Origin of the sequence: Faecalibacterium sp. An192 (genome assembly GCF_002160175.1) — a bacterium.
Classification (GTDB): Bacteria; Bacillota; Clostridia; order Oscillospirales; family Ruminococcaceae; genus Faecalibacterium.
The window spans coordinates 1-26,418 of the sequence record NZ_NFKB01000023.1; the positions used below are offsets into that span (position 1 = coordinate 1).

The window sequence follows — 26,418 nt, forward strand, 5'->3', positions numbered from 1 at the left end:
CATTCCTCAATGAGCCAGATTCTAAACTCTGGATCAATCTCTTTTCGTTTGCTCATTTTAACCCTTTCCCTATTTCAGTGTCTCTGTTATAGGGAGCATATCATTTTGATAACTTGATTTGGAGAGCACGGTTGTCTCGGTTACTAGACTTATAATCAAGTGCTCAAAATGAACACTTGATTTTTTGTGGTGTTCAAGTTGAGCACCACCACATCAGGAATCGAAAAGATCCACCCATTCAAACGAAAGGAGTCTATACTATGCCCGTCATCAATACGATTGAATTGCCAAAAAGGAGGGCCGCCATTGAGCCAACCACAATACGCCATCATGCGCTTTGCCAAGTACAAGGGGCCGGAGATCACCAACATCGAGGCCCATAACGAGCGCAGAAAAGAAAAGTACGCCAGTAACCCTGATATTGACCTTTCCTGCAGCAAGCATAACTTCCACCTGATCGAACCGCCCCAGCGGTACCGGACCGAAGCTGAGCGGCAGATCAGTGCCGCCGACTGCCGCACCCGGAAGGACAGCGTCCGGCTGGTAGAAGTTCTGTTCACTGCCACCCCGGAATTCTTTCAGGGCAAGAAGCTGCCCGAAATCCGGCGGTACTTTGAAGAAGCACTCCACTTCCTGGAGCAGTATCAAGCCAAAGAAACAATCATCTCCGCCGTGGTGCATATGGACGAGAAGACGCCCCATATGCACCTTTCCTTTGTCCCCTTGACGCCAGACGGCAGACTCAGTGCCAAGGAGATTGTGGGCAACAAGAAGAAACTGAGCTGGTGGCAGGATAAGTTCTGGGAGCACATGGTCGTCAAGTATGCAGACCTGGAGCGCGGCGAGAGCGCCAGCCAAACGGGCCGCGACCATATCCCTCCCCGCATTTTCAAGGAGATGACCCACCTGACCAAGCAGCGCCAGAAGCTGGATCAGCTGCTCACAGGCATCGGGCCTCTGAACGGCAAGAAGCGGGCCGCCGAGATTTCCGAATTGCTGGACAGCTATATCCCGGCCGTGGAGAAGATGCGGACCCAGCTGAAAAAGTACAGTACAGCCTTCACCAGTACCAAGGCTGAGAATGAAAAACTCAAGAAGAAAAACAAAAAGCTCTCGGATTCCCTGGACGAGGCGACTCACGAGAGCGTGTTGAAGCAGCTGAAAGATGCCAAGCTCCAGAGGGAGTACCAGGAGGCTCTCGCGATTCTGGAGCGCATTCCCAAAGAGGTTCTGGATGCGTATACCCACATGGGAACCACAGAACGAAACCACCCCATGAAACAGGGCTTATGAGCATGGGAGGTAATCATTTGGCAAAAAAGAAAGCGATCAATGATTACGGCACCGGCATTCCACAGCACGAGATGGAAGCGTTGGCTCGGGTCTTGTTGCCAGAAATTGAAAAATTTTATGCCAGCGAAGAAGGTCAGCGCCAGTTTGCTCGGTGGAAAGAGGAACAGCAGCTAAAGCAGCAAGGCCTCTCCATGACTGGATAAATCAACCGATTCTCCATCAAGTGCCCAGCTGGGCACTTGATTTACATCACACAAAGCGCGTTGTGTTATCTCCAGTCCAAAATAGTCCCATCTTGCTCTGAAGGAGATTTAGCTTATATCTCTGTATCATGGTGCAGCATTCTACAAGCCCATAGAAGCCCTAGAAATGCCGCAGCCACAGATAATTAAATTAGCTGCAGACAGGCTTAAAAGCATTTTTAGGGCCCTCAAAATCCGTCTGACAAGCACAAGGCGGGCTTTCCACGTTCATCAAAGGAAAAGCCCGCCTTGTTTTACTTACCGGATCAAATCCAGATTGTCTGTATAAACAAGAAATCCGAACCCATCTCCTATTCGGAAGATAAAGTTCGGATTTCTTTCTTTTGGTCCGAGTGGCGAGAATCGAACTCACGGCCTCTTGAACCCCATTCAAGCGCGCTACCAAAACTGCGCTACACCCGGATATCGGCCCCCGATCCTACCAGAGCGGGGCGACATGGGCTATTATACTCACTTTGGGGCCGCTTGTCAACCCATTTTTTATTTTTTCTGTTCTTTTTCGGCCTTCTCCTGGGCGCGGGCCAAAAGATCACGTTCCAGCAGCGGTTTCAGATACTGGCCGGTAAAGCTGCCCGGCACCTCGGCCACCTGTTCGGGGGTACCGACGGCCACAATTTCGCCGCCGGCGCTGCCTCCCTCGGGGCCCAGGTCAATGATATAGTCGGCACACTTGATGAGATCCAGGTTGTGCTCGATGACAATCACCGTGTTGCCGGCGTCCACCAGCTTTTGCAGCACCTCGATGAGGCGGTGCACGTCCGCAATATGCAGGCCGGTGGTGGGCTCGTCCAGAATATACACCGTCTTGCCGGTGGAGCGGCGGGCCAGCTCATTGGCCAGCTTGACCCGCTGGGCCTCGCCGCCCGACAGGGTGGTGGCGCTCTGGCCCAGAGTCACATAGCCCAGGCCCACGTCCAGCAGAGTCTGAAGCTTGCGGGCGATCTTGGACTGATTGGCGAAAAAGACACAGGCCTCCTCCACCGTCATGTTCAGCACTTCAGCGATGGTTTTCTCTTTATATTTGACCTCCAGGGTCTCCCGGTTGTAGCGGGCGCCCTTGCAGACCTCACAGGGGACGTAGACGTCGGGCAGGAAGTGCATCTCAATCTGAAGGATGCCGTTGCCCTCGCAGGCCTCGCAGCGGCCGCCCTTGACGTTGAAGCTGAACCGGCCCGGCCCATAGCCCCGCATCTTGGCGTCCTGGGTCTGGGCAAAGACATTGCGGATGTCGTTGAACACCCCGGTATAGGTGGCGGGGTTGGAACGAGGGGTGCGGCCGATGGGCTGCTGATCGATGCCGATGACCTTATCCACATATTCCAGGCCGATGATGCCGTCGTTTTTGCCGGGACGGCTGCGGGCGCCGTTCAATTCCCCGGCCAGGGTCTTATACAGAATCTCATTCACCAGGCTGGACTTGCCCGAGCCGGAAATGCCGGTGACGCAGGTAAAGGTCCCCAGGGGGAAGTCCACCGTCAGGTTGTGGAGGTTGTTCTCCCGGGCGCCGGTGACCCGCAGACAGTGGCCGTTGCCGGGGCGGCGGGTCTCGGGAACCGCGATCCGCTTGCGGCCGGACAGGTATTCTCCGGTGATGCTGCGCTTGGCCTTGCAGATATCCTTTACCTTGCCGGCGGCCACGATTTCGCCGCCATGGACGCCCGCGCCAGGGCCCACGTCCACAATATAATCCGCCGCCCGGATGGTGTCCTCGTCGTGTTCCACCACAATGACGGTGTTGCCCAGGTCCCGCAGGTGCTTGAGGGTGTCGATCAGTTTGTCGTTGTCCCGCTGATGCAGGCCGATGCTGGGCTCATCCAGGACGTACAGCACCCCCGACAGGGCGCTGCCGATCTGGGTGGTGAGGCGGATGCGCTGGCTCTCGCCGCCCGACAGGGTGCCCGCCGAGCGGGCCAGAGTCAGATAATCCAGGCCCACGCTCTGGAGGAATTCCAGGCGGGTGCGGATCTCCTTCATAATCTGATCGCCGATCTGGCGCTGTTTTTCGGTGAGGTTGCCCTCGTTGGCCCGGATAAAGGCCAGCTCGTCCCGGATGGACATCTCACAGAACTGGCTGATGTTCAGGTCCCCCACTGTCACCGCCAGCACCACCGGTTTGAGCCGCTGGCCATGGCAGGCGGGGCACTCCACACTCGACATCACCCCGGCGATCTCTTCCTTGATCCACTCGCTGTTGGTCTCCCGGAAGCGGCGCTCCAGATTTTCCACAATGCCCTCGAATTCGGCGTAATACTGGCCGCTGCCAAACTCATTGGTGCGGTGGAGCTCCAGTTTTTCTCCGTTGGTGCCGTAGAGCAGGGCGTTGAGGGCGGGGCGGCTGAAATCTTTGATGGGGGTATCCAGGTCGAAGCCGTACTTTTTGCCCAGGGCAATGTAGTACATCTCGCTGACCGAACCCTCGGCGTAATACCAGCCGCTGGCCTTGATGGCTCCCTCGCGGATGGACAGGCTGCGGTTGGGGATGATGCGGTCCTCGTCCACCTTCATAAAGATGCCCAGGCCGGTGCACTTTTCACAGGCGCCCTGGGGATTGTTGAAGGAGAACAGCCGGGGGGCCAGCTCGCTGATGGAGATGCCGTGTTCGGGGCAGGCGAAGTTCTGGCTGAAGGTCATGGTCTCGCCGCCGATGACCTCCACCTCGGCCACGCCGCCGGTGAGGCCCAGCGCCGTCTCCAGGCTGTCGGCCAGACGGCTGCGGACGCCTTTGCGGATGACCAGGCGGTCCACCACGATTTCCACCGTGTGCTTGATGTTTTTATCCAGGGTGATCTCCTCGTCCAGGTCGTAGAGGCTGCCGTCCACCTTCACGCGGGTGTAGCCGCTGCGGCGGGCTGCATCCAGCTCTTTCTGCTGGGTGCCCTTGCGCTGGCGGACCACCGGCGCCAGAACCTGGAACTTGGTGCCCTCCTCCAGCTTGAGGACGGCATCCACCATTTCATCCACCGTCTGCTGGCTGATGACCCGCCCGCACACCGGGCAGTGGGGCACGCCGATGCGGGCGTACAGCAAACGGAGGTAGTCGTAAATCTCGGTGACGGTGCCCACCGTGGACCGGGGGTTGTGGCTGGTGGTCTTCTGGTCGATGGAGATGGCCGGCGACAGGCCGGTGATCTCGTCCACGTCCGGCTTGTCCATCCGGCCCAGGAACATCCGGGCATAGCTGGACAGGCTCTCCACATAGCGGCGCTGGCCGTCGGCGTAGATGGTGTCGAAGGCCAGGCTGGACTTGCCCGACCCCGACAGGCCGGTCATGACAATGAATTTCTCCCGGGGCAGGGTGAGGCTGACGTTTTTCAGGTTGTGTTCCCGGGCCCCTTTGATGACAATTTTATCGTTTGCCAAAGTATTTTCTTCCTTTTCTCTGTGTCTGTGCGTGGTTCTGGCGGCGCTCGTTCTCGGCGTCCGAGTCGGTGGTGGGGTTTTCGCCCCGGCGCAGCCGGTCGATCTGATCCCGCAGGAAGGCCGCATGCTCAAAGTTCAGCAGCTTGGCGGCCTCCTTCATCTCCCGGGTCAGGCGGTCGATGGCAGCCTCCCGCTCTTTGGCCCCCATCCGGCGGGTGTTGGCCTTGGCGTTTTCGGCCTTGTCGCTGATCTCGATGGTATCCCGAATCTCCTTGACGATGGTCTTGGGGACGATGCCGTGGGCTTCGTTGTAGGCCATCTGGATGGCCCGGCGGCGCTCGGTCTCGGTGATGGCACGCTCCATGCTGTCGGTGACGGTGTCGGCGTACATGATGACCAGGCCCTCGGCGTTGCGGGCCGCCCGGCCGATGGTCTGGATCAGGCTGGTTTCACTGCGCAGGAATCCCTCCTTGTCAGCGTCCAGAATGGCCACCAGGCTCACCTCGGGCAGGTCCAGGCCCTCCCGCAGCAGGTTGATGCCCACAATCACGTCGATGGCGCCCAGGCGCAGGTCCTTGATCAGTTCCATCCGCTCAAAGGTATCCACCTCGTGGTGCATATACTTGACCTTGACCCCCTGGTCGGTGAGGTAATCGGTCAGGTCCTCGGCCATCTTTTTGGTCAGGGTGGTGACCAGAATCCGCTCGCCCTTGGCGGTACGGGCCTTGATCTCGCCCAGCAGGTCCACCACCTGGCCCTCCACCGGGCGGACCGAAATCAGCGGGTCCAGCAGGCCGGTGGGCCGGATCACCTGCTGGGCCACCTGGGTGCTGTGCTCCTTTTCATAGGGGCCGGGGGTGGCCGACACAAAGATGATCTGGTTCAGCTTGGACTCCACCTCCTCAAACTTGAGGGGGCGGTTATCAAAGGCGGAGGGCAGCCGGAAGCCGTACTCCACCAGGGTCTTTTTGCGGGCGTAGTCGCCGCCGTACATGGCCCGCACCTGGGGCAGGGTGACGTGGCTCTCGTCCACAAACAGGAGGAAATCCTCCGGGAAATAATCCAGCAAGGTGGTGGGCATGCTGCCGGGAGCCCGGCCCGACAATACCGCCGAATAGTTCTCGATGCCCTTGCACACACCCACCTCGTTGAGCATCTCGATGTCGTAGTTGGTGCGCTGGGCGATGCGCTGGGCCTCGATGAGCTTGCCCTCGGCGGTGAACTGTTTGACCTGGGCGTCGCACTCGGCCCGGATTTTCTCGATGGCGGCGGCCTTTTTCTCGGCGCTGACAATGTAGTGGCTGGCCGGGAAGATGGCCACATGCTTGACGATGTTCTGTTTGGCTCCGGTGAGGGGGTTGAACTCGGTGATGCGGTCGATCTCATCCCCGAAAAACTCCACCTTGATGGCCATTTCGCTCATATAGGCCAGGTAGATGTCCACCGTATCTCCCCGCACCCGGAACTTGTTGCGGACGAAATTTACGTCGTTGCGCTCATACTGCAGGTTCACCAGGCGGCGGCACAGGTCGTCCCGGCTCATTTCCATGCCGGGGCGCAGGCTGATGACCATGCTGCGATAGTCGATGGGGTCGCCCAGGGAGTAAATGCAGGACACCGACGCCACAATGATGACGTCCCGCCGCTCAGACAAAGCCGCCGTGGCCGAATGGCGCAGGCGGTCGATTTCGTCGTTGATGGCGCTGTCCTTTTCAATATAGGTGTCGGTGCTGGGGATATAGGCCTCGGGCTGGTAGTAGTCGTAGTAGGAGACAAAGTACTCCACCGCGTTCTCGGGGAAAAACGCCCGGAACTCGGTGCACAGCTGGGCGGCCAGAGTCTTGTTGTGGGCCAGCACCAGGGTGGGCCGGTTGCACCGGGCGATGACATTGGCCATGGTAAAGGTCTTGCCGCTGCCGGTGACGCCCAGCAGGGTCTGGCAGCGGTCGCCCCGCTCCACCCCCGCCGTCAGCTGTTCGATGGCCTGGGGCTGGTCGCCGGTGGGCTGATAGGGCGACACCAGTTTGAATTGATTTTCTGCCATAGACGGCCTCCTCCCCGCCGGGATTCCGGCGCAGACTTCACAATCAATAGTTGTATCACTCGCAAAGATTATACCACGTTTGATTTATTCTGTACAGTCCATCCCACAAATCTTTTTCCCGCCTTTTTCTCTCAGTCTGGCCCGGCGTCCCGCCGGTATGCACCCGGGGCCTTCACCCGCCGGCGGGGTCGGGCTCGCCGGAAGCGGCGGCTTCCTCGGGGGCGGGCGTTTCTGCGGCATCCAGCTCCCGCAGCATGGCCATGCGGGGCTGGCCCACCGTCATAAGGTCCAGGCCGCACCGCTGACGCAGGGAGGCGTATTCGGTATCGGTGACGATGATATGATCCAGCAGCTCGATGCCCACCACGGCCATTCCCTTGGCCAGGCTGGCGGTGGCTTCCAGGTCCTGGCGGGAGGGCAGAACGCTGCCGCCGGGATGGTTATGGCAGAGGACGGCGCTCTCGGCCCGGGCCCGCAATGCCTGGCGGACCGCCTCCTGGATGGGAAGGGCCACCCGGTCTTCCCCGCCCTGCTTGATCCAGGCGGTGGAGGTGATCCGGTGCTGGCGGCTCAGGCAGATCAGCAAAACCCGCTCCTTCTGGATACCCTGGTAGCGGGCCATGGCGTAGGCGCCCAGCTGTTCGGTGGTCCGCAGGCGGCGGCCGTCCTTCACCCGGCTGTGCTGATAGCAGGCCGCCACCTGGGGCAGCAGGTGCAGCAGACGGGCCGATGCCGGCCCGATGCCCTTCACGGCGCACAATTCCTTTTCATCGGCCTCCAGCACCCCGGCAAAGTCCCCGAAGGTCTCCAGCAGGTCATGGGCGATGGCGTTGGTGTCCTTCTGGGCGTTGGTGAAGTAGAGCAGGTACTCCAGCATTTCGTGTTCCGCCAGGCTCTCCAGGCCATACTTCTCCACACGCTGATGCATCCGCTGGCGGTGCCCGGCGTGTATGCTCTTGTTGGGTTCCTTTTTCTGCGCCATGACGCCCCCTCCTCTCTCCGGCCGGCTGCCGGCGCGGTCTGGTCTTTTTATTTAAAGGATACTTTTCTTTGGGCCAAAAGACAAGACCCCGGGGGCAAATTTTCCCCACGAATTGACTTGCACCCCGAAATCGTTTATCATGGGTACAAAGTGAGGAATCTGCCATGAAACAATTTACCGCAACCCCCAACGACGAAGGGGTACGCCTGTCCCGCTTTGTGCAGAGCGTGACCCAGGGCCTGCCCACCAGCCTGCTGTACAAGAGCTTCCGCAACAAGCGGATCAAGGTCAACGGCAAAAAGGCTGCCCCCGACGCCCGTCTGGCCGCCGGGGACCTGATTGAGCTGTACATCAACGACGAGTTTTTCCCGCCCGAGACCGCTCCGGCCCGGGCATCCAAGCCGGCCAAACCCGCCCGGCCCCGTCAGCCCAAAGTCCAGGTGATTTACGAGGACGAGAACATCGCCGTCCTGTATAAGCCCGCCCATCTGCTGTGCCACAGCGACCGCACCGGCGACGCCAATCTGGTGGACGCCTTCACCCAGTATCTCACCGACAAAGGGGAATACACCCCCGGCGGGGAAAACCGGTTTGCGCCGGCCCTCTGCAACCGGCTGGACCGGGGCACCGAGGGTCTGGTGATTGCGGCCAAAAACTACGCCTCTCTGCGGGATATGAACGAAATCATCCGCACCGACCGGCTGAAAAAGGAATACTACACCATCACGGTGGGCATCCCGCCCCGGGGCCGGTTCACCGCCTGGTGGGAGCACGACGAAAAGACCAACAAGGTCAGCATCCATGCCCATTCCGACCAGGCGGGCCGCCGCAAGCAGATCATCACCGATGTGGACGTACTGCGGACGGCGGGGCCCTATGCCCTGTGCAAGATCGGGCTGATTACCGGGCGGACCCATCAGATCCGGGCCCATCTGGCCTATCTGGGCCGGCCGGTGCTGGGCGACATCAAGTACGGCAACCGCAAGGCCAACGAGCGGGCCGGGGCCAAAACCCAGGCCCTGTGCGCGGTGCGGGTGAGTTTTCTGGACATTCCCGAGGAAAACACCCTGCACTATCTCACCGGCAAGGTCATCAAGCTGAAAGATCCTCAGATTGTCCGTCAGTTTGACGCCCTGGACAAGACCAAACCGGCCGGCTGACCGGTTCACGCGGGAGGAGGGACCCCATCCATGTACGCTGTATTGCAGAGTTTCGGCCTGAACGGGCTGCAGGGCTTCGGCGTGGCCGTGGAGGCCGACGTGTCGGGCGGCGTCGACGCCTTTTCCATCGTGGGCCTGCCCGACTCCGCGGTGCGGGAGAGCGCTGACCGGGTGCGGGCGGCGGTCCACAACCGCCATTACCGGTGGCCCTCCGGGCGGGTGACGGTGAATCTGGCCCCCGCCGACGTCCGCAAGACCGGTCCCGTCTACGACCTGCCCCTGCTGCTGGCGGTGCTGGCCGCCGCCGGGCAGATTGACCCGCCTCAGGCGGACACCGCCTTTCTGGGGGAGGTGGCCCTGGACGGCGCACTGCGCCCGGTGACCGGGGTGCTGCCCATGGCGCTGGCCGCCGCCGAGCGGGGTGTGAAAGCCCTGTATCTCCCGGCCGACAATGCCGCCGAGGCCGCCGAAGCCTGCGGGGACAGCGGAATGCAGGTCTACCCTGCCCGCACCGTCCATGAAGTGGTCCACGCCCTGGACGGGCGCAGCCCTCTGGAGCCGGTGCAGCCCGTCCCCTTTGATCCCGACGCCGGGTGGTCGGCCTACCCCGACTTTGCCGACGTGCTGGGCCAGTCGGTGGCGCGGCGGGCCATGGTGGTGGCCGCCGCCGGCGGGCACAACGTCCTGTTGATCGGGCCGCCCGGCACCGGCAAGTCCATGCTGGCCAAGCGTCTGCCCGGCATTCTGCCTCCCATGACCCGGGAGGAATCGGTGGAGACCGCCAAAATCTATTCGGTGGCGGGGCTGATGCCCCGGGGCGGCGGGCTTGTGACCGCACGGCCCTTCCGCAGTCCTCATCACTCGGCCAGTCCCGTCTCCCTGGCGGGAGGCGGCAGCCAGTTCCGCCCGGGAGAGTGCAGTCTGGCAAACGCGGGGGTTCTCTTTTTGGACGAATTGCCCGAATTTTCCCGGGAAAGTCTGGAGGTGCTGCGCCAGCCCCTGGAGGACGGACAGATCACCATCAGCCGGGCCGCCGGCAGCGCCACCTATCCCAGCCGGTTCCAGCTGGTGGCCGCCATGAACCCCTGCAAGTGCGGCTACTACGGCCACCCCACCCGGCCCTGTACCTGCACCCCCACCGCCATCCGCCAATATCGCAGCCGCATCTCGGGGCCCCTGCTGGACCGCATCGACCTGTGCGTCGAGATGGACCCCATCGCGTTCAGCGAGCTCCACGGCGCGGCTCAGGGCGAGAGCAGCGCCCAGCTGCGGCGTCAGGTGCTGGCCGCCCGGGAGATCCAGACCCGGCGTTTTGCCCAGCTGGGCTACCGCGGCACCCACTGCAACGCCCAATTGTCTGCCGGGCAGGTGCGGCGGGTCTGCCGCCTGTCCCCCGCCGCCCAGCAGGTGCTGCAGGCGGCCTATGACCGTCTGGGCCTGTCGGCCCGGGCCCACGACCGCCTTTTGCGGGTGGCCCGCACCATTGCCGATCTGGCCGGCACCGACGACATCCAGCAGGACGCCCTGTTGGAAGCCCTCCAGTACCGGATGCAGGACCGCACCCAGGTGCGCTGAACACAATACCAACAAAAAGACCCGGCCGGGGACCTCCCTGGCCGGGTTTTTCTATGATACGATGTGCGGGGTTTACCGGGCGCTGTCCGAATCCTCCGGGCTGTCCGGGTTCTGGTCGGCCTGCTGGGCCTCCTGCTGGCGGCGCAGGGCGCGAATCCGCTTTTTCTCGCTCTGGGTGTGGCGCCAGGGCCAGAAGTGCCCCTCCTTCTCCTTGCACCAGCGGCCCAGGGGGTAGAAGGCAAAGGCCAGGCCAAAGACGTACAGCAGCACGTACAGCAGGCCATCCAGCCAGCCCAGGGCGTCCATCGCCCCGATGACGCAGATGATGAACCCCGCTTTCATGAAGAACAGGCCGTTCTGGCGGGCATACTCGGCAAAGTTTTCGGGCTTGACGCTTTGGCGGCCCTGATCGCCCCAGACCCGGGGGTTTTTCATGACGGTGTAGCCGTAGTACAGCAGCATCATGCCGCAGGTGAGCTGAAAACCAAAAAACATCGCTTTTTCCTCATCTCAGGCCGGGCCGTGGGCCGGCGGCCTTACTTTTCCTCGAAGTCCCCCGGGAACATCTGCTTGAAGAAGGGGGTGAAGTCCAGGGTGGCAAAGTAATCGTGGGGGGTCTCGGCCCGGCGGATCAGCCGGTGGGAACCATCCTCACACAGTAGCACCTCGGCGCTGCGGAGTTTGCCGTTGTAGTTGTAGCCCATGGCCGAGCCGTGAGCGCCGGTGTCGTGGATATACACCAGGTCCCCGATGTCGATCTTGGGCAGGGCGCGGTCGATGGCGAACTTGTCGTTGTTCTCGCACAGGCCGCCCACCACGTCGTAGACGTGGTCACAGGGGGCGTCCTCCTTGCCCAGCACCGTGATGTGATGGTAGGCGCCGTACATGGCGGGGCGCATCAGGTTGGCCGCACAGGCGTCCAGACCGATGTACTCCTTATAAATATGCTTCTCATGGATGGCGGTGGTCACCAGAGCGCCGTAGGGTCCGGTCATGAACCGGCCCAGCTCGGTGAAGATGGACACATCCCCCATGCCGGCGGGCACCAGGATTTCCTCGAACTTCTTGCGGACGCCCTCGCCGATGGCCATGATATCGTTTTCGCGCTGGTCGGGGCGGTAGGGGATGCCCACGCCGCCCGACAGGTTGATATAGCCGATATGGACCCCCGCTGCCCGGGACACCCGCACCGCCAGCTGGAACAGGATGCCGGCCAGCTCGGGGTAATAGTCATCCGACAGGGTGTTGGAGGCCAGGAAGGCATGAATGCCGAAGTTCTTGGCGCCCTTGGCTTTCAGCTGCTTGAAGCTCTCCACCATCTGGGCCTCGGTCATGCCGTACTTGGCGTCGCCGGGCTTGTCCATCACCTGGAAGCCCTCTTTGCTCTGGCCCAGGCTGAAGGTTCCGCCCGGGTTGTACCGGCAGAACACCGTCTCGGGCACGCCGGCCACCCGCTCCAGGAAGCCCACCATGGTGGCGTCGTCCAGGTTGATATAGGCGCCCAGGTCATAGGCCTTCTTCATGTCCTCGCTGGGGGTCTGGTTGGAGGAGAACATGATCTCGCTGCCCTCAAAGCCCACTGCCTCGCTGAGCATCAGCTCGGTGAGGGAGGAGCAGTCCACGCCGCAGCCTTCCTCCCGCAGAATCTCCAGGATGGAGGGGTTGGGCAGAGCCTTGACCGCAAAGTATTCCTTGAAGCCCTTGTTCCAGCTGAAAGCCTGGTTGATCCGGCGGGCATTTTCCCGGATGCCCTTCTCATCGTAAATATGGAAGGGGGTGGGCACATCGGGCAGAATGTTCTGGATCTGTGCCTCGGTGACAAACGGTTTCTTTTCCATCATAACATCGACTTCCCTCTCATGGTATTTGGATGGGGCCGCGGCCGGCCCGGGGTTACTTTTTCAGGCTGTCCCGCACCGGGGTAAAGGTGGGGATCATCTTCTGCAGCTGCTCCACCACGCCCTCGTCGTTGTGCTCGGCGGCATGGAACAGATCCTGCAGCTGCTGATAGAACACATCCAGCTGGATATTCCGGGCCGGGGCCACGAAAATCTTGTTGTGCTCGGTGCGGCGCATCTTGTCCTGCTCCTCGTCCATCATCAGCTCCTCATAGAGCTTTTCGCCGGGGCGCAGGCCCACAATCTTGATCTCCATATTGACCCCCGGCTCATAGCCGTAAAAGCGGATCATCTGGCGGGCCAGGTCAATGATCTTCACCGGCTCGCCCATATCCAGCACGTAGATGCTGCCGCTCTCAGCCAGGGCTCCCGCCTGCAGCACCAGCTGGGCCGCCTCGGGGATGGTCATGAAGTAGCGCTCAATGTTGGCGTCGGTCAGGGTCACCGGGCCGCCCTGCTTGATCTGGGACTCAAACAGCGGGATGACGCTGCCGTGGCTGCCCAGCACGTTGCCGAACCGCACCGCCATGCACTTCATCTCGGTGTGCTGGGCAAAGGTCTGGATCAGCATTTCGCACAGGCGCTTGGTGCAGCCCATGACGCTGGTGGGGTTGACCGCCTTGTCGGTGGACAGCTGCACCAGCCGCTCCACCCCGTGCTCGCTGGCGCTGGTCAGGAGGTTTTTGGTGCCCATAACGTTGTTTTTCACCGCCTCGGCGGGGCTGACCTCCATCAGGGGCACATGCTTATGGGCCGCCGCATGGAACACCACCTGGGGGTGGTAGGTCTCGAACACTTCGTCCAGCCGGTGCTTGTCCCGGATGGAGCCCACCAGCACCTCAATGGGGGCATTGCGGCCATATTTGCGCTGCAGCTCCATCTGGAGCTCGTAGGCGCAGTTCTCATAAATGTCGAAGATCAGCAGTTTGGCGGGGCCAAACCGCATCACCTGGCGGCACAGCTCGCTGCCGATGCTGCCGCCGCCGCCCGTCACCAGCACCACCTTGTCCTTCAGGTAGCCGCTGATCTTCTCGGTGTCCAGGGTGACCTCGTCCCGGGAGAGGAAGTCGGCGGTGTTCAGCTCACGGAAGGCGTTCTGGGGCATGCTGCCCGCACCCACCGACTGGGGATCGCTGAGCATCTGGACCTTGCAGTGGGTGGAGGTGCACAGGTCGATGACATGGCTGAGCCGGCTGCCCCGCAGGGTGGGGATGGCGATGATGATGCCATAGATATTATAGCGGGTGCACAGCTCGGGGATATCCTCCAGGGTGCCCTTGACCGGCACGCCGTGGATGGTCTGATTGAGCTTTTCGGGGTCGTCGTCCGCCACCACCACCGGGCGTCCATAGGTCTTGTTGGACTTGCAGACGTTGATGGCCCAGGCGCCGGCCTCTCCGGCGCCCACGATCAGAACAGGGCGGTTGGGGTCGTTCACCGGCACACCCCGCAGGGCAGCGCCCAGGGGGTGGTCCAGGAACAGCCGCCACGCCATCCGGATGCCGCCCACAAACAGCAGGATGAACACCGCCGCGATGCAGTTGGCCGAGTTGAACAGCACGCCGTGGACAAACAGCCGGTTGACAAAGTACACGGCCACCGTGGGCACCGCCACCATGAAGGCCAGGCGGATCAGGTCCCGCTCGCCGGCGTACTTCCACAGAATGGTGTACAGGCCGCCCGCCAGGAAGGACAGCATATACAGCGCCGCGATCCAGGGCAGGTTCCGATAGAGCAGGGCCAGGTTATGGGGCCACCAGACGTCCACCTCGGGGGCGCCGTCGGCCCGCAGCAGCAGGCCCAGATAAAAGCTGAAGCATACGATCACAAGGTCGATCAAAAACAGCAGTCCCCGCCGCAGCATGATCCCGCCCTTGCGTTTGGTTTCCTTTTTCAAAGACACGTCCTCATCTTCTCCCGGCGGCGCACCGCCGTTGATTTCGGCCCGCGCAGGACCAAACAGCCGCTGTCCCCGCGCAGATACACATCCTATATTATACTCCGTTCACAGGCCGGTGTCCAGAACTTTTGGTTTTTGGCGGCGGCTTTCCCAGATGGCTTTCACCTCCTCCGAAAGGCCCAGGGGCCAGCCCGCCCCCAGACACACCGCCGTCATGACCGCAGCGCCGGCGCACACCGCCGCCAGCTGGGTCACCCGGCCCCCGGCCAGCCAGGCCGTCAGGCCCTGGCGCACCCCCCAGCCTGCCAGACCAGCCAGGCCCGCCGCAAAGGCCGGGCCCGCCAGCCATCCCAGCCAATCGGGCCGGATGGAAGCTGCTTTCACCAGGTGGAGGGTATTGGACACACAGGTGAACAGGCTGGACAGCAGGATGACAAACAGAAAGCCCTTCATCCCCCACCGGGGCAGCAGCACCATCACCCCCGCAATCCGCAAAATGGAGTCCCACACGCTGTAGCGGAACACGGCTTTTTGTTCTCCGATCCCCTTCATGGCCCCGTCCACCATGCTTTCCAGGTACAGCAGAGGCATGGCGGGGGCCAGGATTTCCAGATAGCCCCCGGGCTCGGCGCTGCCATAGAGGGCCTCGGTCAGAGGGCGGCCCCACACCCAGAACACCGCTCCCACCAACGCCGACACATACATGGTGAGGCGCAGCATCCGCCGCAGCAGCGCTTCCAGACGCACCCGGTCGGCCCGGATATGGGCCCGGGTGATCTCGGGCATCAGCAGCACCCCCAGGCTGCCCAGCAGGCCAAAGGGAAAGTTCATCAGAGGCAGGGCCATTCCTTTCAGACAGCCGTACTGGGTCACCGCCACGCTCCGCTGTCCGCCCAGATAGGCGGTCAGGCAGGCAGGGGCCAGCATGTTTTCGGCGGTATGGAGGGCGCTGGACAGGCACCGTCCCCCCTGCACCGGCCACAAAATCTCCCAGATCCGCCGTCCGGCGTGGAGCGGGGCCCGGCTGCGGTCATGGCCAAAGGCCGCCGTTCCTTCCCGCCGGGCAAAGAGGGCCATCAGGCCCGCCGACACCATTTCGCCGCCGGCGGTGGCCGCCATCACCCAGGCGCAGCGGGCTCCCACGTCCTGGCCCTGGGTCAGTTCCAGAGCCGCCACCATCACCCCCATCCGGAACAGCTGTTCAGCAGCCTGGCTGGCCACGTTGGGCCCCACCTGCTGCCGCGCCACGAAAAAGCCCCGCAGCACCGCCGCCACCGCCATAAAGGGCATCCCGAAGGCCCCTGCCCGCAGGGCCGCCGCCGCCCGGGCGTCGCCCAGCCACCACCGGGCCGCCGGCTCTGCCAGAATCCACTGGGCGCCCATGGCGGCCCCGCCCAGGGCCGCCGCCATACCGCACAGCCGCAGCAGCATTCCCTTGGCCCGGGCCGGGGAACCGGTCAGTTCCTCGGCCATCAGGCGGGTGGAAGCCACCGACACCCCCGATGTGGCCAGCGTGACAAACAGGGAGTACACCGCCAGCACCAGCTGATACAGGCCCATCCCCTCGCCCCCCAGGGCGTTTGCCAGGTAAATCCGCAGGCCCATGCCCGCCAGCCGCAGCCCTACGTCCGACACGGTGAGCAGGGCGGCATTTTTCAGATAGCTCTGCCGCACAGCGACCCCCTCCCTTCCTGACAGGATATGCGGACGATGACTACGCTATCCCTACTTTTCTGGAAGAAAAGTAGGCAAAGGCAACGGCGGCGACCGCGTCCAGTGGACGAAACAGGGAGCCGCCGTTGGCGCCGCGCTCCGTTTTTTGAAAGCGCCCGCCGTGGCGCGCCGCAAAAAACGGCTAAGCGCAAGAGGATTCATCTGGTACCGCTGACTGCTGTGGGCTTCATAAGGCCCTGCCGGCGATCAGTTTTTCACCTCTTTAGAAGGCTCCCGGCCTGCGGCCCGGTGAGTCCGGGGTTTTGTAGAAGGCTCCCGGCCTGCGGCCCGGTGAGTCCGGGGTTTTGTAGAAGGCTCCCGGCCTGCGGCCCGGTGAGTCCGGGGTTTTGTCCAGTCTGTTTTCCTATAAAATATAGATTTCCTGTTTGGGCTGGGCAGGGGGTATTGTGTTTTATGGGTTTTCAGGGCGTACCGGGTGAGAAAAGCAGGCTATGCGAAACTTTGCATCGTACCGCGCCGCAGGCGCAAACGCCGGGGGCGAGCGGGGGCGTAACGGCCCCGCGGAACCTTCGGAGACCCGGAAAGTGTATGGTACACAGTGAATCCTTGTACTTGGCGGCGTTTTGTGCTATCATAGGTAGGCAAGCCAAACGGGGGCCCGCGCCCCTGGCATTATTATGATCAAACAGGAGGTACGCCCGCTTTCACCGGCGGGCGCAGGAGAGAATGAGCGAAGAATGCACCCATGATTGTTCCAGCTGTGGGGCAGACTGCCCGTCCCGGCAGCAGGCCCCCCAGCATGAAGCACCCAACCCCCACAGCAGCGTCAAAAAGGTGATCGGCGTGGTGTCCGGCAAGGGCGGCGTTGGCAAGAGCATGACCAGCGCCCTGCTGGCCTGCGCCATGCGCCGCCGCGGCTATCACTGCGGCATCCTGGACGCCGACATCACCGGCCCGTCCATCCCCAAGCTGTTCGGCATCCATGGCCGCGCCATGGCCGACAACCAGGGCTGCTGGCCCATCCAGAGCCGGATGGGCATTGATGTCATGAGCATCAACCTGCTGGTGGAAAACGAAGAGGACCCCGTGGTCTGGCGCGGCCCCGTCATCGCCGGCGCTGTCAAGCAGTTCTGGACCGATGTGGTCTGGAAGGACGTGGACTTCCTCTTTGTGGATATGCCTCCGGGAACCGGCGACGTTCCCCTGACCGTGTTCCAGAGCCTGCCGGTGGACGGCATCGTGGTGGTGGCCAGCCCCCAGGAACTGGTCAGCATGATTGTGGCCAAGGCCGTCAACATGGCCCAGAAGATGAATGTCCCCATCCTGGGCATCATCGAGAACATGAGCTATCTGGTCTGCCCCGACTGCGGCAAGCACATCTCCCTGTTCGGCGAGAGCCACGTGGAGCAGATTGCCGCCAAGTACGGCCTGAAGGTCCTGGCCAAGATGCCCATTGACCCCTCTCTGGCCGCTCTGGCCGACGAGGGCCGGGTGGAGGCCTACGGCGGCGAGTTCCTCGAAGGCGCTGCCGACGCCGTCCAGGCCCTGCTGTAACCCTGTTTTTTCGCTCTGCCCCCGCTGCGGGTCAGGGCGCTGTGTTTCCGGCTTGGTCCGGGCTGTGGGTGCGCTGCGCCCGGCCCGGACGTTTTTGTTTGCCCCCATTCGCTTTACGATCGGAAGCAAAGCTTGCTTTTTCGGTTTTATTTTTGGTTTTCTGAAGCGGTTTGAGGTTTTATTCTGTTTTTTTAAATTTTATCACCCCGCTTCTATTGAAAATTTTTCCTGAATGCTTTATAATAATAAAGCACCCCCGCTGCAAAGAGGGAACCGGCTTTTCCCCCGCATCTTCCGCCGCCGGTTGGAGCGGCCGGGGTCTGGCATCTGGTATAGAGCGGCCCGCGGCCCTGCCGCCGGCCTCAGTAGGGAAAGGAGTTTCTGTTATGCTGACAAACGAATACCTCAAGCGTGTTTACGACGGTCTGGCTCAGCGCAACGCCCACGAGCCTGAGTTCCTGCAGGCTGTGGCCGAGGTGCTGGAGAGCATCCAGCCCCTGGTGGAAAAGCACCCCGAATATGAGAAGGCCGGCCTCATTGAGCGGCTGGTGGAGCCCGAGCGGATCATCACCTTCCGTGTGCCCTGGGTGGACGACCAGGGCAAGGTCCAGGTCAACCGCGGCTACCGCGTCCAGTTCAACAGCGCCATCGGCCCCTACAAGGGCGGCCTGCGGTTCCATCCGTCGGTCAACCAGAGCATCCTGAAATTCCTGGGCTTTGAGCAGATCTTCAAGAACAGCCTCACCACCCTGCCCATGGGCGGCGGCAAGGGCGGCTCCGACTTTGATCCCAAGGGCAAGAGCGACATGGAAGTCATGCGCTTCTGCCAGAGCTTCATGACCGAGCTGTACCGCCACATCGGCCAGTTTGTGGACTGCCCCGCCGGCGACATCGGCGTGGGCGGCCGCGAGGTGGGCTACATGTTCGGCCAGTACAAGCGTCTGACCAACAGCTTCCAGGGCGGCATGCTCACCGGCAAGGGCCTGACCTTCGGCGGCTCCCTGGTCCGCACCGAGGCCACCGGCTACGGCCTGTGCTACTTCACCGCCGAGGCCCTCAAGTGCATGCGCAACGACAGCTTCGAGGGCAAGACCGTTGTCATCTCCGGCTCGGGCAACGTGGCCATCTATGCCTGCGAGAAGGCCACCCAGCTGGGCGGCAAGGTGGTCACCATGAGCGACTCCAACGGCTATGTCTACGACCCCAACGGCATCGACCTGGATTACGTCAAGGATCTGAAGGAGGTCCGCCGCGGCCGCATCAAGGAGTACGCCGAGACCCATCCCGGCGCCACCTACGTGGCCGACTGCACCCGCATCTGGGAGACCCCCTGCGACATCGCCCTGCCCTGCGCCACCCAGAACGAGATCAACAAGGCTTCGGCTGAGATCCTGGTGAAGAACGGCTGCACCGTGGTGTGCGAGGGCGCCAACATGCCCAGCACCCCCGAGGCCATCGAGGTCTACCTGGCCAACGGCGTCCTGTACGGACCCGCCAAGGCCACCAACGCCGGCGGCGTGGCTACTTCCGGCCTGGAGATGAGCCAGAACAGCGAGCGCCTGAGCTGGAGCTTCGAGGAAGTGGACGCCAAGCTGAAGGGCATCATGGAGGGCATCTTCCACGCCAGCTACGACGCTTCCGTCGAGGTGGGCGCCGAGGGCAACCTGATGGTGGGCGCCAACTGCGCCGGCTTCCTGAAGGTGGCCACCGCCATGCTGGCCCAGGGCATCACCTACTAATCCCCGCTTTTTCGAGAAAAAGCTTGGCAGCGGCGGCGACCGCATCCGGTGGATGAAACAGGGAGCCGCCGCTGGCGCAGCGCTCCAATTTTCGCAAGGGCATTCATGCCCGCAGAGAAAATTGGCTAAGCGCAAGAGGCACGAACGGCGACCGCGTCCTGCGGACGAAATAGGGAGCCGTGAGTGGCGCAGTGCTCCAATTTTCACAAGGGCGCACCGTCGCCCGCTGGGAAAATTGGCTAAGCGCAAGAGGACTTCACTGTGTACCATACACTTTCCGGGTCTCCGAAGGTTCCGCGGGGCCGTTACGCCCCCGCTCGCCCCCGGCGTTTGCGCCTGCGGCGCGGTACGATGCAAAGTTTCGCGTAGCCTGGTTTCTTCGTTTGGTACGCCCTGAAAGCCTATAAAATACCTCAACCCCTGCCCTACTTATCTGGGCGGGGGTTTTCTGTTGGTGTCGGCTCACTCACGGGCTCCGCAATCGGAGCGGCGGGCGGTGGTTCACTGCGTCTTTTGCTGCCGCAGGACGAGAGTGGGACGAGGCCCGTTCACAATTTGTTCATGTGCCACTCTCACCACTCTCACCACTCCCACCACTCTCACCACTTCCACCGGCGGATGGGCCAAAGAGGGCCTCCTCCTCCGACAGACGGCGGAAGATATGCACCCGAGAGCCGCTGCTGTACCGGCTGGTATGTTGGATGCAGTCCCGTTCCAGCAGCAGGGGGAACAGTGCTTCCAGCTGGCGGCCTGCCGCCTGGGGCGTATCGGCGGGACACCGGCCGTACAGGGCCGCACATCCCTTCATCAGGCCCACGGCCGTGGCCTGCCACCGGTGGTCGGGGGCCTGGTCCACCCCGCGCCGTATGGTCTGCACCCATAGGTTCTCCTCATAGGCTGCGGCCAGGCGCTGGGTTTCCAGGTCGGCGGCATCCCCCATCACCTCCCACCGGAACCGCTCCTTATTGAATCGGATGGCCAGGTGCTGCTCTTCCACGTCCCGGCCGGTCAGGTGAAAGGCGGTCTCGGCGTCCTGGCGGCTGGCCCGGGCCAGCACGATATTGGTGTCCGCCGCGCCCGACAGGCCGTTGGTGCCGGCGATCCGGTTAAAGGGATCGGAGGTATCCTCCATCTTTCGCAGATGGTGCACCAGCACCAGACACAGCCCCAGCCGGTCGGCCAGCTCTTTCAGCGCGCCGGCGTCCCTGTAGTCCGCCGCATAGGCCCCGCCGGCGGTGCGGTCGGCGTTGGTGCGCACCTTCTGCAGGGTGTCGATCACCACCAGCCTGCAGTCGGGATGCCGCTGGGCAAACAGTTCGATGTTGGCCAGCAGCCCCTCCCCGATGCCGGGGGAGCTGGTCTGGTAATAGAACCCCGGCGGGCAGGGCTGGCCTGCCAGCAGCTTGCACAGACGGTCCTGCAGCCGCCGGGGGCTGTCCTCCAGAGCCAGATACAGACAGCTGGACCGGCTGCACCGGCGTCCCAGCAGCTGGCCGCCCCGGGCGGTCTGGACGCATAGGTCCAGCATCAGCCAGCTCTTGCCGTACTTGGGGGGCGATGCCAATATGGTGAGCCCCTGGGGCAGCAGGCCCTCCACCACATAGTGGATGGCGGGCAGGGTCCGGGCGGTGAGCACCGCCGCCGATTCCCACAGCCCGCCCGACAGCGCCTGTTCCAGAAAGCCCTCCTTGTCGGCCTTGTAGGCCTCCCAGGCGTTGGCCCGGGCCTCCTGGAACCGTTCCAGGGCCAGCCCCCACCCCGGCAGCGGGCTGGAATCCATAGGGTTGGTGGCCCGCAGCTGCAGCGCATGGGTGCGGTCGGCACGGGTGCCCTGGTCGGGACAGTCCCAGCACAGGGCAAAAGCCCGGCTGCTCAGCACCTCGGCCCGGGTCAGCTTCATCAGCTCCTCCAGAAAGCGGTCCTCCTCCATCATGCGTCCTCACCTGCCTTTCGGCTCCGGGCGGGCGCGGTATGGGCGTGATTCATCGATCATCTCTCCTTTCGTTTGACCGGGGATGCTCTCCCCTTTCCGCATCCAGTCTACACCCCGCCCCCTCCGGCGGCCAGTGTGTCCTTTGGGCCGCGGTTTTCTGGCGCTTTTCCCACAGGATGCTGCGTCCCCCGGTGGGAGTGGTGAAAGTGGTGAGAGTGGTGGGAGTGGTGAGAGTGACACATGAACAAATTGTGAACGGGCCGCCGGTTCCATCCGTCTCTCTTGTGGTTTTCGCAGAAAATCCGCGGGCGGGGTGGTGTGTTGTTTGTTGCATCCGTCACTTGAAACTATTTCAATACGCTGTATAATAGATCCAGGGAAACAAAGGTGTTTCCGGCGGGCACGCTATGCCTGTCGGAAACGCCTTTTTTGTTTTTCCCGCCGGCCGGGGATGGTGCCCCGGCGGCCTGCCATTTCAGATACGATAGAAGGATGGGAAAGGAAATGGATCATTTGACCGAACGCACAGCGCCTGCCGGCCTGTATGACCCCCGGTTCGAGCACGATGCCTGCGGCATCGGGGCCGTGGTGGACATCCATGGCCGCAAAACCCACCAGACCGTCAGCGACGCGCTGACCATCGTGGAACACCTGGAGCACCGCGCCGGCAAGGACGCCGAGGGCAAAACCGGCGACGGCGTGGGCATTCTGCTCCAGATCAGCCACCGCTTTTTCTCCAAGGTCGCCGACCGGCTCAACATCGACATCGGCGGCGAGCGGGAATACGGTGTAGGTATGTTTTTCTTCCCCCAGGACGAACACCTGCGGGCCCGGGCCATGAAACTGTTCGAGGTGGTGGCCCGGAAGGAAGGGCTGGAGTTTCTGGCCTGGCGCGGGGTGCCGGTAGCCCCCGACGCCGTGGGCCAGAAGGCCCGGGACTGCATGCCCTCCATCTGGCAGTGCTTCATCAAGAAGCCGGCCAAGGTCAGCAAGGGCATCGACTTTGACCGCCGGCTGTATGTGCTGCGGCGGGTGTTTGAGCAGGCTTCCAGCGGCACCTATGTGGCCAGCCTGTCCAGCCGCACCATCGTGTACAAGGGGATGTTCCTGGTCCACCAGCTGCGGCAGTTCTACCTGGATTTGCAGGACGAGGACTATGAATCCGCCATCGGCATGGTCCACAGCCGCTTTTCCACCAACACCACCCCCAGCTGGATGCGGGCCCACCCCAACCGGTTCATCCTCCACAACGGCGAGATCAACACCATCAAGGGCAACACCGACGCCATGCTGGCCCGGGAGGAGTCCATCTCCTCCCCCATCCTGCAGGAGGACATGAACAAGATTCTCCCCATCGTCAACACCGCCGGCTCCGACTCGGCCATGCTGGACAACACCCTGGAATTCCTGGTGATGAACGGGATGGACCTGCCCCTGGCGGTGATGATTACCATTCCCGAGCCCTGGGAGAACAACCAGAACATCAGCCCCAAAAAGCGGGCGTTTTATCAGTATTACGCCACCATGCTGGAGCCCTGGGACGGCCCGGCAGCCATCCTGTTCTCGGACGGCGACGTGGTGGGTGCGGTTCTGGACCGCAACGGCCTGCGGCCCAGCCGCTACACCATCACCCGGGACGGACGGGTGATTTTGTCCTCGGAGGTGGGGGTTCTGGACTGCCCGCCCGAGAACGTCCTGGTGAAAGACCGGCTGCGCCCCGGCAAGATGCTGCTGGTGGACACGGTCAAGGGCGAAGTGGTGGACGACGAGCAGCTGAAAGAAGCCTATGCCGCCCGGGAGCCCTACGGCGAGTGGATTGACCGGTGCCTGGTGCAGCTGAGCAGCCTGAAAATTCCCAACCGGAAGGTTCCCTCCTACACCCCCGACCAGCTCACCCGGCTGGAAAAGGCCTTTGGCTACAGCTACGAGCAGATTCACGAGCTGCTTCTGCCCATGGCCCGCCAGGGCGCGGAGCCCAGCGGCGCCATGGGAGCCGACACCCCCCTGGCGGTGCTCAGCAGCCGTCACCCGCCCCTGTTCAGCTATTTCAAGCAGATGTTCGCCCAGGTCACCAATCCGCCCATCGACGCCATCCGGGAAAAGGTGGTCACTTCCACCAGCGTCTATATCGGGGCCCACGGCAACCTGCTGGAGGACCGGCCCGAAAACTGCAAGGTGCTCAAGGTCCACAACCCCATTCTCAGCGAGACCGACCTGCTGAAAATCCAGGCCATGAACGTGCCGGGGTTCAAGGTAGCCACCGTCTCCATCAACTACTACAAGAACACCAGCCTGGAAAAAGCCATCGACCGGGTGTTCCTGGAGGTGGACCGGGCCTATAAGGACGGGGCCAACATCATCATCCTGTCCGACCGGGACATCGACGAATACCATGTGGCCATTCCCAGCCTGCTGGCGGTGTCGGCGGTGAGCCAGTACCTGGTCCGCACCAAAAAGAGCACCGCCCTGGCCCTGATTCTGGAGAGCGCCGAGCCCCGGGAAGTCCATCACTTTGCGGCCCTGCTGGGTTACGGCGCCTGCGCCGTCAACCCCTACCTGGCCCATGAGGCCATCGGCCAGCTGATCGGGGACGGCCTGCTGAACAAGGATTTTTATGCCGCGGTGCAGGACTACGACAACGCCGTCCTGAACGGCATCGTCAAGATTGCCTCCAAGATGGGCATTTCCACCATCCAGAGCTACCAGGGCAGCCAGATTTTCGAGGCGGTGGGCATCTCCAAAGAGGTCATCGACAAGTATTTCACCGGCACCGTCAGCCGTGTGGGGGGCATTGGGCTGGAGGAGATCCAGGCCGACGTGGAGGCCCGGCATTCCGCCGCCTTCGACCCCCTGGGGCTGGACATCAATATGCAGCTGGCCTCCAGCGGCGACCACAAGTACCGCGCCGGGGGCGAAGATCACCTGTTCACTCCCCAGACCATCCACCTGTTCCGCAAGGCCTGCTTTGAGAACGATTACGATGCCTTCAAGCAGTTCACCCGGGCGGTAGACCAGATGGGCGACAACGGCGTCCACCTGCGCAGCCTGCTGGAGTTCGCCTATCCCCAGGAGGGAGGCATCCCTCTGGAAGAGGTGGAGCCGGTGTCCTCCATCCTCAAGCGGTTCAAGGGTGCGGCCATGAGCTACGGCGCCCTCAGCAGCGAGGCCCACGAGACCATTGCCCTGGCCTTCAACCAGATCGGGGCCCGCAGCAACACCGGCGAGGGCGGCGAGCCCCCCGAGCGGTACCACAGCCCCAGCAACTCCAAGATCAAGCAGGTGGCCTCGGCCCGGTTCGGCGTCACCAGCCAGTACCTGGTGTCTGCGGAGGAAATCCAGATCAAGCTGGCCCAGGGCGCCAAGCCCGGCGAGGGCGGCCAGCTGCCCGGCAGCAAGGTCTATCCCTGGATTGCCCGCACCCGCCACAGCACCACCGGCGTGGGGCTGATCTCTCCCCCGCCCCACCACGATATCTATTCCATTGAGGACCTGGCCCAGCTGATCTACGACCTGAAGAACGCCAACCGGGACGCCCGGATCAACGTAAAACTGGTCAGTGAGGCGGGCGTGGGCACCATTGCCGCCGGCGTGGCCAAGGGCGGCGCCCAGGTGATTCTGGTGTCGGGCTACGACGGCGGCACCGGCGCAGCCCCCCGCACCTCCATCCAGAATGCGGGCCTGCCCTGGGAGCTGGGCATCGCCGAGACCCATCAGACCCTGATCCTCAACGGCCTGCGGACCCGGGTGCGGATCGAGAGCGACTCCAAGCTGCTGAGCGGCCGGGATGTGGCCATCAGCTGCATGCTGGGCGCAGAGGAATTCGGCTTCGGCACCAGCCTGCTGATGGCCGAGGGCTGCGTCATGATGCGGGTGTGCAATCTGGACACCTGCCCCATGGGCATCTGCACCCAGAACCCCGAGCTGCGGAAGAACTTCATGGGCAAGCCGGAGTATATCATCCATTACCTGACCTTTGTGGCCTCCGAGCTGCGGGAGTATATGGCGAAGCTGGGTGTGCGCACCATCGACGAGCTGGTGGGCCGTACCGACCTGCTGCGGGTGAAGCCCGCCGCCGGCCGGGCCGCCAAGCTGAACCTGGAATCCATCCTCCACAACCCCGCCATCGACAACCTGAACGTGCACTATCAGCCCGCCGACGCCTACGACTTCCACCTGGAACAGACCCTGGACATGCGGGTGCTGATGAAGAAGTTCCGCCTGAACAGCAAGAATCCCCAGACGGTGGATGTAGCGGTGTCCAACACCGACCGGGCTTTCGGCGCCATCTTTGGCAGCGAAATCACCCGGAAATACGGCAACGCCCTGCCCGACGATACCTTTACGGTGCGGTGCACCGGGGCCGGCGGCCAGAGCTTCGGCGCCTTCATTCCCAAGGGCCTCACCCTGCGCCTCACCGGCGACTGCAACGACTATCTGGGCAAAGGCCTGTCGGGCGGCAAGATCATCGTCCGTCCCCCCGAGGGGATGGCGTCCCGTCCCGAGGACAACATCATCACCGGCAACGTGGCTCTGTACGGCGCCACCAGCGGCACGGCGTTTTTGTCGGGCGTGGCCGGCGAGCGGTTCTGCGTCCGCAATTCGGGAGCCACGGCGGTGGTGGAAGGTGTGGGCGACCACGGCTGTGAGTATATGACCGGCGGCACGGTGGTGGTCCTGGGCCCCACCGGCAAGAACTTTGCGGCCGGCATGACCGGCGGCATCGCCTACGTTCTGGACGAAAACTGGGACTTCTACCAGCGGGTCAACAAGGAGACAGTCAGCCTGGAGCCGGTGGAGCACAAGCACGACGTGGCCGCCCTGAAAGAGCTGATCCGGGCCCATGTGGAGGCCACCGGCAGCCCCCGGGGCCAGGAAATCCTGGATCAGTTCAGCGACTACCTGCCCAAGTTCAAGAAGGTCCTGCCCTACGATTACGACCGGATGCTTCGGATCATCGCCTCCATGGAGGAGCGCGGCCTGGACGGCGAGCAGGCCCAGATCGAAGCCTTCTACGCCCAGCAGAAAGTCAAGTGAGGGAGGGAA

Annotated in this window: 15 protein-coding genes and 1 tRNA gene; 7 read left to right on the forward strand and 9 right to left on the reverse strand. The window is 62.7% G+C overall.

The annotated features are described in order from the left end of the window. Positions 1–306: 306 nt before the first annotated feature. Together mobV and B5F27_RS08405 are read left to right on the forward strand one after the other, a co-directional pair. On the forward strand, positions 307–1,293 hold the full coding sequence (gene mobV / locus B5F27_RS08400; protein WP_087366444.1) for a MobV family relaxase: 987 nt from the start codon (positions 307–309) through the stop codon (positions 1,291–1,293). Between the two features lie 17 nt (positions 1,294–1,310). Continuing rightward, entirely contained in the window at positions 1,311–1,496 is a 186-nt protein-coding gene (locus B5F27_RS08405) for a hypothetical protein (RefSeq protein WP_242962133.1), read from the forward strand. 384 nt (positions 1,497–1,880) lie between these two features. Here B5F27_RS08405 and B5F27_RS08410 read toward each other — a convergent pair. The 4 genes from B5F27_RS08410 to B5F27_RS08425 all read right to left on the reverse strand — a co-directional run bounded on the left by B5F27_RS08410 (position 1,881) and on the right by B5F27_RS08425 (position 7,942). Further along, a tRNA-Pro gene (locus tag B5F27_RS08410) sits at positions 1,881–1,958 on the reverse strand. Positions 1,959–2,036: 78 nt separating this feature from the next. After that, positions 2,037–4,916 carry an excinuclease ABC subunit UvrA gene (gene uvrA, locus B5F27_RS08415; protein WP_087366447.1) on the reverse strand — a complete coding sequence of 960 codons (2,880 nt, stop codon included), beginning with the start codon at positions 4,914–4,916 and terminating at the stop codon, positions 2,037–2,039. Beyond that, positions 4,903–6,960, reverse strand: coding sequence for an excinuclease ABC subunit UvrB (uvrB, locus tag B5F27_RS08420; RefSeq protein ID WP_087245403.1), 2,058 nt, complete (start codon positions 6,958–6,960; stop codon positions 4,903–4,905). The genes uvrA and uvrB overlap by 14 nt, the downstream gene beginning before the upstream one ends. 172 nt (positions 6,961–7,132) lie before the next feature. Then, positions 7,133–7,942 (reverse strand): JAB domain-containing protein, encoded by an 810-nt coding sequence (locus B5F27_RS08425; RefSeq protein ID WP_087366450.1) that lies wholly within the window; start codon positions 7,940–7,942, stop codon positions 7,133–7,135. Positions 7,943–8,106: 164 nt separating this feature from the next. Between B5F27_RS08425 and B5F27_RS08430 the strand changes: the two genes are divergently transcribed. Next, complete coding sequence (locus B5F27_RS08430; RefSeq protein WP_087366454.1) at positions 8,107–9,102, forward strand: RluA family pseudouridine synthase; 996 nt, start codon at positions 8,107–8,109, stop codon at positions 9,100–9,102. A 30-nt stretch (positions 9,103–9,132) separates the two neighbouring features. Continuing rightward, a complete protein-coding gene (locus B5F27_RS08435; RefSeq protein ID WP_087366458.1) occupies positions 9,133–10,677 on the forward strand; it encodes a YifB family Mg chelatase-like AAA ATPase in 1,545 nt (514 codons plus the stop codon). Positions 10,678–10,749: 72 nt separating this feature from the next. Here B5F27_RS08435 and B5F27_RS08440 read toward each other — a convergent pair whose 3' ends face one another. From B5F27_RS08440 to B5F27_RS08455, 4 genes are all read right to left on the reverse strand, one after another. Next, a complete protein-coding gene (locus tag B5F27_RS08440) occupies positions 10,750–11,172 on the reverse strand; it encodes a hypothetical protein (RefSeq protein WP_087245395.1) in 423 nt (140 codons plus the stop codon). Between the two features lie 41 nt (positions 11,173–11,213). Then, positions 11,214–12,515, reverse strand: coding sequence for a diaminopimelate decarboxylase (locus B5F27_RS08445; protein WP_087366511.1), 1,302 nt, complete (start codon positions 12,513–12,515; stop codon positions 11,214–11,216). A 55-nt stretch (positions 12,516–12,570) separates the two neighbouring features. Further along, complete coding sequence (locus tag B5F27_RS08450; protein WP_242962134.1) at positions 12,571–14,472, reverse strand: nucleoside-diphosphate sugar epimerase/dehydratase; 1,902 nt, start codon at positions 14,470–14,472, stop codon at positions 12,571–12,573. A 108-nt stretch (positions 14,473–14,580) separates the two neighbouring features. Then, the gene (locus tag B5F27_RS08455) at positions 14,581–16,149 is read right to left on the reverse strand and encodes a polysaccharide biosynthesis C-terminal domain-containing protein (protein ID WP_087366461.1); all 1,569 of its coding nucleotides are present in this window, start codon (positions 16,147–16,149) and stop codon (positions 14,581–14,583) included. 726 nt (positions 16,150–16,875) lie between these two features. On the opposite strand from B5F27_RS08455, the gene B5F27_RS08460 reads away from it, so the two are divergent. Continuing rightward, a complete protein-coding gene (locus tag B5F27_RS08460) occupies positions 16,876–17,703 on the forward strand; it encodes an Mrp/NBP35 family ATP-binding protein (protein ID WP_087366464.1) in 828 nt (275 codons plus the stop codon). A gap of 386 nt (positions 17,704–18,089) precedes the next feature. Further along, positions 18,090–19,442: an NADP-specific glutamate dehydrogenase gene (gene gdhA / locus B5F27_RS08465; RefSeq protein ID WP_087366466.1), complete on the forward strand. Its 1,353-nt coding sequence runs from the start codon at positions 18,090–18,092 to the stop codon at positions 19,440–19,442. A 559-nt stretch (positions 19,443–20,001) separates the two neighbouring features. On the opposite strand, the gene B5F27_RS08470 is transcribed toward gdhA, so the two are convergent. Next, on the reverse strand, positions 20,002–21,375 hold the full coding sequence (locus tag B5F27_RS08470) for an AAA family ATPase (protein ID WP_087366473.1): 1,374 nt from the start codon (positions 21,373–21,375) through the stop codon (positions 20,002–20,004). 504 nt (positions 21,376–21,879) lie between these two features. Between B5F27_RS08470 and gltB the strand changes: the two genes are divergently transcribed. Continuing rightward, positions 21,880–26,409, forward strand: a complete 4,530-nt coding sequence (gene gltB, locus B5F27_RS08475; RefSeq protein WP_087366476.1) for a glutamate synthase large subunit — start codon at positions 21,880–21,882, stop codon at positions 26,407–26,409. Positions 26,410–26,418 lie beyond the last annotated feature (9 nt).